Below are 12,893 nucleotides of genomic sequence, written 5' to 3' on the forward strand. Positions count from 1 at the left end.
AAAAGTATTCAGCACATCTGGTTTATGTGACGGGCAAGTCGTTACCAGGATAAAGACCGGACAGATTTTTTGCGGGGTTGATGCGACGGGAGAGAGTAATGAGAACAAAGGCCGTCATCCAGGGATAATTTTTGCTTTTATACCGCTTGTTCTGGATGGATCGGCCTGGTTTCATGATCCCTCATTCAGGACGGCTCTGCTGACTGGTCTGCTAACGCTATCCGCTCCCTTTATCGTGCTTCAGCCCGCGCTGGGTTTTGGCTTCGCGGCGTCGCGAACGCCCCGTCCCTGGCGAGCCCGACTGCTTAGCCTTCTTACGCATATAGCGTATGGATGCAGACTCTCAATCACAACCTTGCTGACTTATTAGCGTCGGATGGAGGCTCTGCCTGAAACGCGCTGCATTTGATGCCACTGCATTCTCCTGACCGAAAACGGCAAGTGGCTCTTTAAGATTGCGGAAGAACAGAGCGCCCATTCATTCAACGATTCTCAGGGGAGCGGGTTGCGGATATATAGCCGGAAGTTAAAGATTCTTTATTACCATTCCAGACGCAGCCAGAATCATAATGGATGCGGCCAGTCGAAAAAGGCGTCGTTGCGCTTTTTCACTGGCGAGCAGATGGCGTATTCTGAGCGCGGCAAGAATAAAAACCGCGCCAACGCTTAAAAGGACCAATACGGTAACGGGCACCAGCATTCCTCCCCACATTTTTAATGACACATTATCCAGAGAAATGACAAGAGGCAGTATCGCCAGATAAAAAGCGATAGTTTTGGGATTCCCAAGTGTTATGGTCAGCCCTGAAAACCAGGCTGTTGCCAGTTCTTTGTTTGTCGTTTTCTGTGCAATATTTATCGCCTCCGGCTGACTGCACCAGAACTGCCATGACAGCAGACATAAATAGAGTGAAGCAGCATAGTTAATCAGGGTGAAGATAGTGTCATTAGTCTGCCCAATAACCCCCAGACCAAATATCGCCAGTGTTAAATAGATCAAATCCCCCAGAATAAGTCCTGCCAGCATAGCAAAAGCGGAAACAGCACCCCCACAGACACTACGTGCAACCAACGCCGTCATTCCGGGGCCGGGGATGGCAGCAGCCAGACCGAGAGCTGCAACATAAGAAATTACCTGAGCGATTCCAGACATCGTCATTCCTGTTTTTAATAGAAGAGAGAGGGACGGCGGATTAAAAGCGCCGCTAATTCATGTAGCAATAATCTTTAATGTTTTGGACACCACCAGAACGCTTCAGAGAAAATTAACGGAGCCAGGGAAATTAAAACTCTGACACCCGCTTTTAAATTGCATAGCGTAAAGCAGACTCTTATGCAGGTCATAATGAGAAGAGTCAGGTTTAAAACCCTCTTTTTTTGCCTTGAGCCAGAAAATAAATTCAGGTGATTGAGAAAGAGAAGAGTATGCATGACCTCTGAACAGGATCTTATCCTGCCTTATCTCTCCTGAACGGTGAATCAATTATGCCGTAAACAAAGAGGAAAGAGTCACCTATCTCATTTACCCGGCGCAGGTTTTCAGGTAGAAATAACCACTTATTGATTACATTAAGAAAGGAATTTCCCTAAATGGCACTCAGCCCGACAGATGTGAAGATTCTTGAAGTTCTGCAGAACGATGCGCGCGTCACCAATCAGGAACTGGCGGAGAAGATCAACGTTTCAGCTTCTCCCTGCTGGCGCAAAGTGCGCAGGCTTGAAGAAGATGAAGTGATCAAGGGTTACCGCGCTGTTCTGGATCGCAAAAAGATTGGTCTGGGCGTGATGGTTTTCATTCGGGTAGTCATTGACAGCCACAGTGAAGCGCAGGCCAGAAAGTTTGAAGAGGAAGTCACGGCGCTTGAGGACGTTGTGGCCTGTTATAGCATCGGTGGGGATGCCGACTTCCTTCTGCAGGTTGTCGCATCGGATCTGGATTCCTATGCCGATTTTGCCATGTCAGTAGTGCGCAGATTGCCGGGAATCAAAGAGATGCAGAGTATGTTTGTCCTTAAAGAGATCAAACCACTCGTTACTTATCCTGTAAATAAAGCGTCTGTGCAAGGATGACTACGATAGCACCTTAGCAAAGCACACCGCGTCTTCCCGGTTTATGTAGGGCCCATAATTTGCGATGCGGTTATATCCGCTGTTCTGATAAAAACGGACAGCCTTATGGTTCACAGCACGGGTTTCGAGCCAGATTTCCGTGTATCCCATTCCCGGAGCCGACTCTTCGAGGAAAGTCAGTAATGCCCTGCCGATCCCGGCGTCACTGCGGTCTGAATACATTCTCTTCAGTTCGGCAACCGTCTCTGTAAGCGGTCGGATAGCGCCGCAGCCTACAGCCACACCCTGATGATTTCTGGCCACCACCCAGAGCGCCCTCTCCTCATCCATAGCAGCCATTGCAAAGTGTCGCCTGCCATCATCGCCGGTTATTGCCGCGAGCTCGGCTGAAAGCGCATTTATCAGCCGTTGCGACTCCGGGGCGCAGGGATCGGCTTTTTCTACCCTAATCATGCCAGCCTCCGTTTTTCTTTTAACCGTCAGAATAAAACGAAATCCGGTCAGCGACATCCCCCCTGGCACTCATGGACGGGATTAATAAGACTGGACCCGTCTCACAATGCCCGGATGAGGGCTCGTCGCGCATTCACGGCTAAGCCTCTACTTCGCATCTATAATTCAGTAATTCATCACCCTGCGCCCTTTTTAATCGTGGCAGCGAGAGGTCGCGGTTCCGCCTCACGCAGAGACTGGCGGCAAAAAACAGCTGAGTGCCCCAGCCTCTTACGGCGCAGCTCCCGCTGAGTGACGCACAGAACAGAACGGCCGGTCACAACATAAATTGACTCTTTACTGAATAAGGAAGCCTCATGAATCTATCTCTCAAAAATCAGGTTGCGCTGGTGACCGGTGCCAGTTCAGGCCTCGGCTATGCCTGTGCAGAAGCCCTCGCAAGGGAAGAGGCCGCTGTGGTCATTAACTATCACAGTCAGGCCGAGCCTGCCGAAGAGCTGGCAGAAAAAATCCGGGCCGGTGGCGGTCGTGCCATCGCGGTGAAAGGCGACGTGTCGAAAGAGGCAGATGTCGACAATCTCTTTGCGCAGACCCTTGCTGAGTTTGGCAGACTGGACATTCTGGTGGCTAACTCAGGCCTGCAGAAAGATGCCCCCTCAATCGATATGACACTGGAGGAGTGGAATACCGTTCTGGATGTAAACCTGACCGGGCAGTTTTTATGTGCGCGGGCTGCGCTGCGCCAGTTCCGCGATCAGGGACACAGTCCGGAGATCAGCAGAGCGGCAGGGAAGATTATTCATATGAGTTCGGTTCATCAGCTCATTCCCTGGGCCGGACACGTTAACTATGCCGCCTCCAAAGGCGGCGTAGACCTGCTGATGAAGACGCTGGCGCAGGAGGTGGGTGAGGCGCGTATCCGCGTTAACTCGGTTGCGCCTGGCGCTATCGCGACCGCCATCAATGAGGAGACCACTCAGGGTGAGGCGGGCAAAGCATTGTTAAAACTGATCCCCTATGGCCGCATCGGTGCGGCTGAAGATGTGGCGAATGCGGTGGTCTGGCTTGCCAGCGATCTTTCCGATTACGTTCATGGCACGACGCTCTTTATAGATGGTGGCATGAGTCTTTATCCCGGATTCCGCGACAACGGCTGATTCCTCTGCCTCGCGCAGAGGATCAGGGCGGCAGGTCTTATCCGCCCCCCTGGCAGTGACCGGCGCCCGAAGCAGTGCATTCTCCGGGCGTTTGTCTCTGCGGTGACTGCCGCTCAGCAGGTGATCCGCCCGCTGCGCCATGCGACAATCGCGCCTTACACGGTTTTGTTCTGAGGTTTCCGACATGACGTCCTTTTATCAATTCACGGCCCCGCTGCTGAACGGTCAGATGGCCTCCATGGCAGACTACGCAGGCAGGACGGTGCTGGTGGTCAACACCGCCAGCCGTTGTGGGTTCACACCGCAGTATGCTGGCCTGGAAACCCTTTATCGCAGATATGCCGATCAGGGACTGGTGATACTGGGTTTCCCCTGCAATCAGTTCGGCAGGCAGGAGCCCGGCAGTGCTGACGATATCGCACAGACCTGCCACATCAATTACGGCGTAAGTTTCCCGATGTTCGGCAAAGTGGAGGTCAACGGAGCCGCGGCACACCCGCTGTTTCGTTATCTGAAAGAGGCGTTACCCGGCATTCCGGGTGGCCGAATCAAGTGGAACTTCACGAAATTCCTGATTGGATCCGACGGCACACCGCTAAAACGATTCGCCCCCATCACCGCCCCGGAGAAGATGGAGTCGGCCATTGTCGCTGCGCTGCCAGGGCGATGAGCGTGCCTTCTGAAGATCGAAGCCCGCCGACAGGTTTCTGCCCTGTTCTGAAGCGCCGCGATATCAGGCGCTACTGTCTGATAATGGTCTGAATAATCCACTCACGGAATATTTGCATCGACGGCGTCATTTTCCGGGCTCTTTGCCAGGTCAGCCAGTATCCGTCATTGCCGGAATAAATATCAAAAGGCCTGACGAGCAGTCCGCCTTTTATTTCCGGTTCAAACATGATTTCCGGTGCCAGCGCAACGCCCCCGGTAATCAATACGGCATCAATAATCAGACGCGATGAATCCAGAACAGGCCCGTTAATTCTGAAGGGGGGAATACCCGCCGCAGCAAACCAGTTCTCCCACTCTTCATGACGATAAGAGCGCAATAAATTTTCGCCCGTAATATCCTCAGGCCGGTTAAGTCTTTTCGCCGTATCTGGCCGGCATAATAGCGTCAGCGGAGCGTCAAACAACAGTTGATTATGTGATGCCGACCAGTTGCCAGAACCATATCTTATAGCAAAATCGACACCTTCTCCGGCGATGCTCACCACATTGTTATTGGTCTGAATACTCAGTTCGATAGCGGGATGGCGTTGCCGGAAATCGTCAATTTTCGGCAGAAGCCAGCCCAGTGCAAAAGTGCCGACACAGGAGAGCGTGAGCGCCTCCCTGACTTCTCCCCCCTCAAACTGACGATAGGCTTTCTCAATCCGATGAAAGGCATCAGAAATCTCAGAAAACAGCAATCGCGCCTCATCGGTCATTTCAAGACCACGCGAAAGCCTTCTGAATAATGTGATCCCTAACCTCTCTTCAAGCAGCCTGACCTGCTGGCTGACCGCCGCCTGCGAAACGAACAGTTCCATGCCTGCCCGGGTAAAGTTGAGGTGGCGGGCAGAGGCTTCAAATGCACGCAGAGCGTTAAGCGGAATATCCCCTTTCACTATAGCCCCCAGAAAAAGTTATGACTGGCATCAATTTATACCGTTTTGACTCGCCGTAAAACTGATTTATTTTGGAGTCCGTAATTAAGGGGAACGATATTCAGTCACGGCCTTGTGACAATTCAGATTTAATTAATTTTTGTATAGGGAACGTTTAATAATGAATAAATTCAAAAATCGCCTGGCCGGAATAGTGTTATTCGCCGCAGCGGGATGTTCAGCGTCAGCACATGCGGCTTTCGATCAGCAATCCCTGAACAATCAGTTTGAGAAACTTGAACGTCAATCCGGAGGCCGGCTCGGCCTGGCCGTCATTGATACGTCTGATAGTGCGCAATATTCCTGGCGCGGCAACGAAAGATTTCCACTATGCAGTACCAGTAAGGTGATGGCCGTTGCTGCGATATTAAAAAAGAGCGAAGGGTTAAAAAAAAATAAAAATGCTGATACTTTACTTAATAAGAAAATTCATATAAGTCAGCATGATATGGTGAATTACAATCCTGTCACCATGAAGCATATCGGTTCGGCAATGAGCCTCGCGGAGCTGAGCGCGGCGGCCCTGCAATACAGCGATAACGCGGCGATGAACAAGCTGCTGGCGTATCTGGGCGGTCCGCAGTATGCCACGCAGTTTGCGCGAACCCTTGGTGATACGACGTTCCGGCTGGACAGAAACGAGCCAGGCCTCAACACCGCGATTCCGGGTGATCCTCGCGATACCACTACCCCTTCAGCGATGGCAGCGAGTCTTAACAAACTTATTTTAGGTTCTGCGCTTAAAGACGATCAGAAAGCCACACTGACAGCCTGGATGAAGGGCAATACCACGGGGGCAGCCAGTATTAAAGCGGGCCTTCCGGCAGACTGGATAGTGGCCGATAAAACCGGCAGTGGCGACTACGGCACCACCAATGACATCGCTGTTATCTGGCCGAAAAATCACGCCCCCCTCGTCCTGACCACCTACTTTACGCAGCACGATAAAAGCGCCGCCGCGCGTAAAGATGTGCTCGCCAGCGCAGCCAGAGTGATTGCGGACGCTGTCCAGCAATAAAGACGGACAGGTTCAGAGCTGTTCTGTGAGCAAAACCGGCCCTGGCCGGCCGGTTTACCGGTTTCAGCACAGGGCCGTCAGGCCGTCATGCCACCATCAATCACCAGTTCGCTGCCGCAGATGTAACGGCTTTCGTCCGAGACCAGGAACAGGGCCGCTGCAGCCACTTCATCCGGATCGCCCAGCCGCCCTGCCGGTATTCGCGCGCTCAGTGCCTGCCTTAGCTCATCGCTGGCCTGGTCGAACATCGGCGTATCCGTCGGGCCCGGACTGAGTGTGTTGACCCTGATACCGCGCGGTGCCAGTTCGCTGTTCCAGGTACGGGCATAAGCGCGAACAGCGGCCTTACTGGCAGAATAGGTTCCATAACCCGGATTGGCGATTCCCCCCGCGATGGAACCGATCAGCAGAATGGCCCCTCCCTCCTCCATGAGCCTGACAGCATGCTGTACCGTCAGCACCATGGCACGAACGTTCAGACCAAAAATAAGGTCAATATGCTCTGCTGAGGTCTCATCCAGGTTTGCCGGTACAGCCACACCTGAAGCATTAACCAGGATATCGAGGCGACCGGCTCTGGCCTGAATCGTCCCGAACAAACGTGCGAGATCGCTGGCATCCGTCAGGTCACCCGCTATCGCTTCAGCCTGACCGCTGGTTAGCGTAACCGCCTCTGCCAGCTGAGCTTCGCGTCGGGCGGTAATAAAAACCCGTGCGCCTTCCTGTACAAAACGGCGAGCGATGGCAAGACCAATACCGCTGCTGCCACCGGTCACCAGAACAACTTTTCCACTCAGTTTCATCATTGCCACTCCGTAAAGAGGTTGAACGATGGATGATACATTTCGTATATTTAGTGTCAATTACGCACCTGATGTACATCAGATATCCTTGAGGAAACCGCATGGCCACCGATATCACCGCTCTGCTGGCAGAGATCAACAGTACCCGCCCGATCCTGGAACAGGTTGCCAACAAATGGTCGGTGTTAATCCTGACCGTGTTGTGCTCACAGCCGTCGCGATTTAATGCCATTAAGCGCAGGCTCGATCCCATTACCCACAAATCACTGACTGAGGCATTACGCCGTCTGGAGCGAAACGGACTGATAAGCCGGCACGTGATCGCCTCATCACCTGTCGCGGTGGAGTATGCGATCACGCCTCTGGGCAGAACCCTGCAGGACCCGTTTGTCGCGCTGGTCAACTGGGCGAAGCAACATGGCGAAACCATGCAGCAGGCTCAGGAGGGGTATGAGGAGCGTGAGCCGGGACAGCAGACGTGATCTTCAAGTGCGGGAGACAGGAGTGAGATGGCGCTAAGCGCAGCGGCCGACAGGATTTGTACAGCCAGTGATCACAGGGCTGCCTGCTCAAAAAACTGATAGGAGCCATCGCGGCGGGCTTTAGCCTGATACATCGCTTTGTCGGCGCGCTCGAACAGCATTTTCGCCGTTGCCGTTCCGAAGCGGGCCAGGCTGATGCCAATCGCTGCACCGATGCGCACGTCCATGTTATCGATGACGAAGGGGGCCTCCAGGCTGTCAATAATGCGCAGGGCGATGGCCGATGCCACCCCGCGATGACTGCACTTTGCGGCCACAATAAACTCATCGCCGCCCATCCGGGCCACCGAGTCGCCCGGGCGCATGCAGCGCTGCAGCCGTTCACCGACCTGCTGCAGTAAGGCATCCCCTGTCGCATGGCCCATAAGATCATTCACTGCCTTGAATCCATTGAGATCGATAAACATCACCGTGGTGAAAGCCGGGTCCTCTGTCTCCGCCAGCATTCGGCCAATCTGCTCGTTAATCCAGGCGCGATTAGGCAGCCCGGTCAGCGGGTCGCGGGTCGCCAGCTCTTCGAGATTTCGCATCCTTTCCTTGTCACGCGTGATGTCACGCGAAACCAGCACCGCACCGATATTTTTGCCTGAAGAGGGATTGCTGACGCCACAGGCTTTGGTGCCCAGCGTGAGGTAGTGACCGTCACGATGCAGTTTACGTACTTCAACCACATCCGGCAGCGTTCCGCCGCTGAAGATATGTGCCAGCGCTGCCGAGGCAGATTCGCGATCGTCAGGATGCAGGAAATCGACCACCAACTGACCAACCACCTCTTCAGGTCTCCAGCCTATCATTTCGCTGTAGGAGGGCGAGATCGAGACGTATCTGCCATTCGCATCACAATGGGCAATCAGATCGGTACTGTTCTCGATCAGCAGGCGATATTCCGCCGCCGTGCGCACCGCATCCTCCAGCGCTTTACGCTGCGCAGTCACATCCAGTATGAAGCCGTTGTACTTCTGGTGGGAGGTGCCAGGCAGACTCTCCGGCAGGCCGGAAACCACGACGCGGCGTGTTTCGCCGTCCAGACAGTGGATAGGCACTTCAAAGTAGAAAGGGGTCAGATATTCCAGCGCCGCGGTCAGCTGCAGCGCGATCTTTGCATCATCGTCAGCCTGCGCCAGTTCCAGCCAGGAACTCAGCGTCACCCCCTTCAGGGCAGGCATCAGGCCAGCCGGTGTTTCCTGACTGGCAACGCAGATACCCTGCGCGTCTGTAGACCAGACGGCTGTGAAAGAGGGTTTAATCATTAAGTTCATGGCGGCCGACTCCGATGTTGCTGACGATACTAAACAAGCTCAATACTCGTCGCTACAGACCTGATTATAACCGTAAATGTCCGTCTGACGCGGCAGGAGGCGACAGTCACTGGGTGAGCCTGAGGCGAAACCGGCCATCGCGCATGGCGGGCGCCCGGACCTGGCTGGCCGTTGTTTCTGAGGCCGGGATGCTTACAGGGATGTGCGCAGAACGTTTATGACAGGGTGCAGTCTCTGAGATATCAGCTCCTGTTTATCGGCTCATCAGGCCGGAATCTTTAGCCCTGTCGCGTTAACTGCCCCACTTTCCGGCGCTTCATCTTTCCTTAAGAATACTCTTATAACATCCCTGCTCTGTTAGCTCATATTGGGCTTTTTCCGGAGCGTGACCCTATGCAAAATAACAACACAGCATCGCTTTTTCTGAGTAAAGTGCCTGCCGTAACCGCGGCATTCTGGTTAACCAAAATCGCGGCGACAACCCTGGGTGAAACCGGCGGCGATGCGGTAACTATGTCAATGAATCTGGGATATCTGACCGGTACGCTGATTTTCGCCATTATCTTTCTGGTCGCGGTGGTGGTGCAGATTAACCGTCCCGGTTTCAATAAATGGATTTACTGGTTCACCGTGGTGGCAACCACCACGGTGGGCACCACGCTGGCAGATTTTGCCGACCGCTCCCTGAATATTGGCTATCCGGGCGGCACTCTGTTGCTAATCACGCTGCTGACCCTCTCTCTGTTTCTCTGGAAAATAACCTGCGGCACGGTGGCGGTCAGTTCGGTGAACAATGGCGTCACTGAGACCTTCTACTGGGTGACCATCATGTTTTCCCAGACGCTGGGCACGGCATTAGGTGACTGGGCGGCAGACAGTGAAGGGCTGGGTTACGATGGCGGTATTCTGCTGTTTGCGGGTGCGCTGGCGCTTATCTGGGCTGCGAGTCGCTTTACCTCGCTTTCGCGCACGGCGCTATTCTGGGCGGCCTTTATCCTTACGCGGCCTCTGGGTGCAGTGGTGGGCGATTTTCTGGATAAACCGCTTGCCTCGGGCGGGCTCGCGCTGAGTCGCTACGGTGCCTCGCTGACGCTGGGCCTGATCATCATCGCGTTGCTGGTGCTGCTGCCACAGCGCCCGGCTGCGAAAACCGCCACCGCGCATTAACCGCACGACCGGGAAAACGGGCGCTCGCCTGCTTCAGTCCCTGGCAGAGCCGCCTGCACCGGCGGCTTTTCAGGATTTGCCGTTAACAGGTGTACCTGGAATATGCCGGCTGGCTACTCAAGCCGGCTGGCGATGAGGCGCAGTTGTTCTGCTATCTGCTTTAAATCCCGCTGCTGCTGTCCGGCCATACCGGTTGAACTGCGCACCACCAGTTTAGCCGGCAGAATCGAGGAAGAACGCTGCTCATCCTGTTCGCTGGCCAGCAACAGCCTTGCAACCGCCTCTTTGCCCTGCAAATCGAGGTCCAGCGACACCGTAGTCAGCGCCGGATGAAAAAACGCACTTTCATAGGTGTCGTCATAACCAATCACAGAGATCTGGCCCGGCACCGCCACACCGCGCTGATGCAGCGCGCTCAGCACACCCAGCGCCATCTGATCGTTGCCCACCAGCAGTGCGCTGAATCCGGGCGCTTCCCGCAGCAGCTGCAGTACACCGTTGTAACCACTCTGTGCGTCCCAGTTACCGTGGCTGATGCTGACGGGCTTCAGACGGTAACTCTCCAGCGTATCCAGCCAGCTTTTCAGACGCAGATTTGCTGAAACCGACTGCTCGGGGCCGGCCAGCAGGGCGAACTCGCGATGGCCCTGCTCATAGAGATATTTAACGCTGGCACGGGTGCCGTCAGCCGGGTTAAACGAAACGTTAAACACCGCGCTGTAAGGATCGACATCCAGAAACAGACAAAGGATATCGTCATTCTCCTGCACGATTTGCTCAGCATCGTGGCTCTCCAGCGGGACGTTGATGATCACCTTGTCCACCCGCTGAGACTTCAGCTCATTGATGCAATCCTGGAGGCTTTGATTGACGTTCTCATCAATCATGGCGATTAGCACCTGGTATTCAGCAGCATTAGCATAACGTTTAACCGCAGCGGCCACCTGCGAGGGGGCATGCAACGCCAGCGAGGTGGTCACCAGACCCAGCGTGGTGCTCTGCTTACCCACCAGTTGCTGTGCCAGCCTGTTAGGTACATAGCGCAGCGTTTCAATAGCGTGTTCCACCTTGCGCCGCGTTGATTCCGAAACGTTTGCCGACTTATTCAAAACCCGCGAAACCGTCTGATACGAGACGCCAGCGTGGCGTGCGACATCCTCTAAGGTGGCATTTTTTGATTTCATAATTCGCATCCCTGATGACCAATGGCGGAATGGTATCACAGCCGTGGTGTCAGCCAGCCCACCGCTGTCACATTGCATGAATAAAAAGTAAAAGTAATACCTTCACATATTGAGATTTGGTGATCTGATTCACTAATCGTTACAAATAGCGCCGCTTTATTTGCAGTATCTCACACATTATCGCGATTTTATTTGTCACTCATCTGACAAAAAGCGTTTACTGCCGCTGTCATGTGAACGTATTACAAATAAAAATGAGGATAACATGGAAACAAGGTTACGTACTGCTGCCGTGGCGCTTGCTGCGGCCCTGACTTCCCCGACGCTCTATGCCGCTATCGACAACATTGATTTCCATGGCTATCTCCGTGGTGGGGTGGGCGTATCGCAGGATGGCGGTATTGAAGAGTATCAAAAGAACAAAGTCGGCCGTCTCGGCAACGAAGCGGATACTTACGGCGAGGTCGAACTGGGCAGTGAGGTTTACAAGAAGGATGATGTCAGTTTTTATGTCGACACCATGGTCAGTATGTTCTCCGACGGCTCAAATGATAACGAAACCACCTTCGGTGACGATGCTCAGTTTGGCCTGCGCCAGCTTAATCTGCAGATCAAAGGACTGGTGCCGGGTGACAAAGATGCCGTGATCTGGGGCGGTAAACGCTACTATCAGCGTCATGACCTGCACATTATTGATACAAAGTACTGGAATATCTCTGGTTCGGGTGCCGGTATCGAAAACTACACGCTGGGTCCGGGTGCTGTCTCTTTTGCCTGGATTCGCGGCGATGCCAATGATGTGGATTACCGCGTCGATGGCGACAACGACGTCAACATTAACTACCTGGATCTGCGCTATGCCGGCTGGAAACCCTGGAGTGGAGCCTGGACCGAGTTTGGTATTGATTACGCCATGCCAAACACCACCAACAAACAGAAGGAATATGGGGGTCTCTATGACGCGGATAATGGCGTCATGCTCACCAGTGAAATCAGCCAGGACATGTGGGGCGGCTACCAGAAACTGGTCTTCCAGTACGCCAATAAAGGTCTGGCGCAGAATATGATTTCGCAGGGCGGCGGCTGGTATGACATGTATAACGATACCCGCAACGCCAGCGGCTACCGCGTGATCAATACCGGTCTGCTGCCGGTCACCGACAAATTTTCTCTGAACCAGGTCTTTACCTGGGGATCAGCAGACGATATCACCGCCCAGACGAGTAAAAGTACCCTGCTGTCGCTGGTTGGTCGCGGTCAGTATCAGTTTACGCAATATGTCCGCGGCATCGGCGAAGTGGGTAGCTTCTGGCAGAAAGATGAAAACAAAGTGGGCAGCGACTACAAAGCAGCAGGACAGAAATATACGCTGGCACTGGGTCTGGCAGCCGGTCCCGAATTTATGTCTCGTCCGGAACTGCGCCTGTTTGCCTCTTATCTGAATGACTCAGAAGATGGACACAGCTTTAAAGACAACACCAGTAATAACACCTGGAACTTCGGCGTACAGGTCGAAGCCTGGTGGTAACTGCGCCATCGCCTCCCTGGGGTCATTGTTAAGCTCTTATGCAGGGGCTTTATGGATAACCGG

The 12,893-nt window shown here is 53.9% G+C and carries 14 protein-coding genes; 8 read left to right on the plus strand and 6 right to left on the minus strand.

Annotation, left to right across the window (positions count from 1 at the left end):
• The first annotated feature begins 127 nt into the window (after positions 1-127).
• Positions 128-370 (plus strand): DUF2938 family protein, encoded by a 243-nt coding sequence (locus AC1V0D_RS15340; RefSeq protein WP_482907739.1) that lies wholly within the window; start codon positions 128-130, stop codon positions 368-370.
• A gap of 156 nt (positions 371-526) precedes the next feature.
• Here AC1V0D_RS15340 and AC1V0D_RS15345 read toward each other — a convergent pair whose 3' ends face one another.
• A complete protein-coding gene (locus tag AC1V0D_RS15345) occupies positions 527-1,153 on the minus strand; it encodes a LysE family translocator (protein WP_111207184.1) in 627 nt (208 codons plus the stop codon).
• 437 nt (positions 1,154-1,590) lie between these two features.
• On the opposite strand from AC1V0D_RS15345, the gene AC1V0D_RS15350 reads away from it, so the two are divergent.
• Positions 1,591-2,070 carry an Lrp/AsnC family transcriptional regulator gene (locus AC1V0D_RS15350; protein ID WP_009092704.1) on the plus strand — a complete coding sequence of 160 codons (480 nt, stop codon included), beginning with the start codon at positions 1,591-1,593 and terminating at the stop codon, positions 2,068-2,070.
• On the opposite strand, the gene AC1V0D_RS15355 is transcribed toward AC1V0D_RS15350, so the two are convergent.
• On the minus strand, positions 2,071-2,523 hold the full coding sequence (locus tag AC1V0D_RS15355) for a GNAT family N-acetyltransferase (RefSeq protein ID WP_181161947.1): 453 nt from the start codon (positions 2,521-2,523) through the stop codon (positions 2,071-2,073).
• A 356-nt stretch (positions 2,524-2,879) separates the two neighbouring features.
• Here AC1V0D_RS15355 and AC1V0D_RS15360 point away from each other — a divergent pair, with 356 nt between their 5' ends.
• Positions 2,880-3,680 carry an SDR family oxidoreductase gene (locus AC1V0D_RS15360; protein WP_111207186.1) on the plus strand — a complete coding sequence of 267 codons (801 nt, stop codon included), beginning with the start codon at positions 2,880-2,882 and terminating at the stop codon, positions 3,678-3,680.
• 184 nt (positions 3,681-3,864) lie between these two features.
• On the plus strand, positions 3,865-4,350 hold the full coding sequence (locus AC1V0D_RS15365) for a glutathione peroxidase (protein WP_111207187.1): 486 nt from the start codon (positions 3,865-3,867) through the stop codon (positions 4,348-4,350).
• 70 nt (positions 4,351-4,420) lie between these two features.
• On the opposite strand, the gene AC1V0D_RS15370 is transcribed toward AC1V0D_RS15365, so the two are convergent.
• Positions 4,421-5,290, minus strand: a complete 870-nt coding sequence (locus tag AC1V0D_RS15370; protein WP_111207188.1) for a LysR substrate-binding domain-containing protein — start codon at positions 5,288-5,290, stop codon at positions 4,421-4,423.
• A gap of 160 nt (positions 5,291-5,450) precedes the next feature.
• Between AC1V0D_RS15370 and bla the strand changes: the two genes are divergently transcribed.
• Positions 5,451-6,347 (plus strand): class A beta-lactamase, encoded by an 897-nt coding sequence (gene bla, locus AC1V0D_RS15375; protein WP_471803812.1) that lies wholly within the window; start codon positions 5,451-5,453, stop codon positions 6,345-6,347.
• Between the two features lie 77 nt (positions 6,348-6,424).
• Here the strand turns inward: bla and AC1V0D_RS15380 are convergent, their stop codons facing one another.
• Positions 6,425-7,153, minus strand: coding sequence for an SDR family NAD(P)-dependent oxidoreductase (locus AC1V0D_RS15380; RefSeq protein ID WP_482907712.1), 729 nt, complete (start codon positions 7,151-7,153; stop codon positions 6,425-6,427).
• Positions 7,154-7,251: 98 nt separating this feature from the next.
• On the opposite strand from AC1V0D_RS15380, the gene AC1V0D_RS15385 reads away from it, so the two are divergent.
• Positions 7,252-7,632: a winged helix-turn-helix transcriptional regulator gene (locus tag AC1V0D_RS15385; protein ID WP_482907713.1), complete on the plus strand. Its 381-nt coding sequence runs from the start codon at positions 7,252-7,254 to the stop codon at positions 7,630-7,632.
• Between the two features lie 71 nt (positions 7,633-7,703).
• Here the strand turns inward: AC1V0D_RS15385 and AC1V0D_RS15390 are convergent, their stop codons facing one another.
• Positions 7,704-8,951: a diguanylate cyclase domain-containing protein gene (locus tag AC1V0D_RS15390; RefSeq protein WP_482907714.1), complete on the minus strand. Its 1,248-nt coding sequence runs from the start codon at positions 8,949-8,951 to the stop codon at positions 7,704-7,706.
• Positions 8,952-9,344: 393 nt separating this feature from the next.
• On the opposite strand from AC1V0D_RS15390, the gene AC1V0D_RS15395 reads away from it, so the two are divergent.
• Complete coding sequence (locus tag AC1V0D_RS15395) at positions 9,345-10,118, plus strand: COG4705 family protein (RefSeq protein ID WP_482907715.1); 774 nt, start codon at positions 9,345-9,347, stop codon at positions 10,116-10,118.
• A 113-nt stretch (positions 10,119-10,231) separates the two neighbouring features.
• Here the strand turns inward: AC1V0D_RS15395 and AC1V0D_RS15400 are convergent, their stop codons facing one another.
• A complete protein-coding gene (locus AC1V0D_RS15400; protein WP_285063791.1) occupies positions 10,232-11,302 on the minus strand; it encodes a LacI family DNA-binding transcriptional regulator in 1,071 nt (356 codons plus the stop codon).
• Between the two features lie 265 nt (positions 11,303-11,567).
• On the opposite strand from AC1V0D_RS15400, the gene AC1V0D_RS15405 reads away from it, so the two are divergent.
• Entirely contained in the window at positions 11,568-12,830 is a 1,263-nt protein-coding gene (locus tag AC1V0D_RS15405; RefSeq protein ID WP_046102865.1) for a maltoporin, read from the plus strand.
• The last annotated feature ends 63 nt before the right edge of the window (positions 12,831-12,893 follow it).

This window comes from Pantoea sp. PA1, assembly GCF_056856975.1.

Coding starts and splice junctions, on each gene's coding strand:
- AC1V0D_RS15345 (WP_111207184.1), bottom strand. CDS start 1,153: ATGTCTGGAATCGCTCAGGTAATTTCTTATGTTGCAGCTCTCGGTCTG.
- AC1V0D_RS15350 (WP_009092704.1), top strand. CDS start 1,591: ATGGCACTCAGCCCGACAGATGTGAAGATTCTTGAAGTTCTGCAGAAC.
- AC1V0D_RS15355 (WP_181161947.1), bottom strand. CDS start 2,523: ATGATTAGGGTAGAAAAAGCCGATCCCTGCGCCCCGGAGTCGCAACGG.
- AC1V0D_RS15360 (WP_111207186.1), top strand. CDS start 2,880: ATGAATCTATCTCTCAAAAATCAGGTTGCGCTGGTGACCGGTGCCAGT.
- AC1V0D_RS15365 (WP_111207187.1), top strand. CDS start 3,865: ATGACGTCCTTTTATCAATTCACGGCCCCGCTGCTGAACGGTCAGATG.
- bla (WP_471803812.1), top strand. CDS start 5,451: ATGAATAAATTCAAAAATCGCCTGGCCGGAATAGTGTTATTCGCCGCA.
- AC1V0D_RS15380 (WP_482907712.1), bottom strand. CDS start 7,153: ATGATGAAACTGAGTGGAAAAGTTGTTCTGGTGACCGGTGGCAGCAGC.
- AC1V0D_RS15385 (WP_482907713.1), top strand. CDS start 7,252: ATGGCCACCGATATCACCGCTCTGCTGGCAGAGATCAACAGTACCCGC.
- AC1V0D_RS15390 (WP_482907714.1), bottom strand. CDS start 8,951: ATGAACTTAATGATTAAACCCTCTTTCACAGCCGTCTGGTCTACAGAC.
- AC1V0D_RS15395 (WP_482907715.1), top strand. CDS start 9,345: ATGCAAAATAACAACACAGCATCGCTTTTTCTGAGTAAAGTGCCTGCC.
- AC1V0D_RS15400 (WP_285063791.1), bottom strand. CDS start 11,302: ATGAAATCAAAAAATGCCACCTTAGAGGATGTCGCACGCCACGCTGGC.
- AC1V0D_RS15405 (WP_046102865.1), top strand. CDS start 11,568: ATGGAAACAAGGTTACGTACTGCTGCCGTGGCGCTTGCTGCGGCCCTG.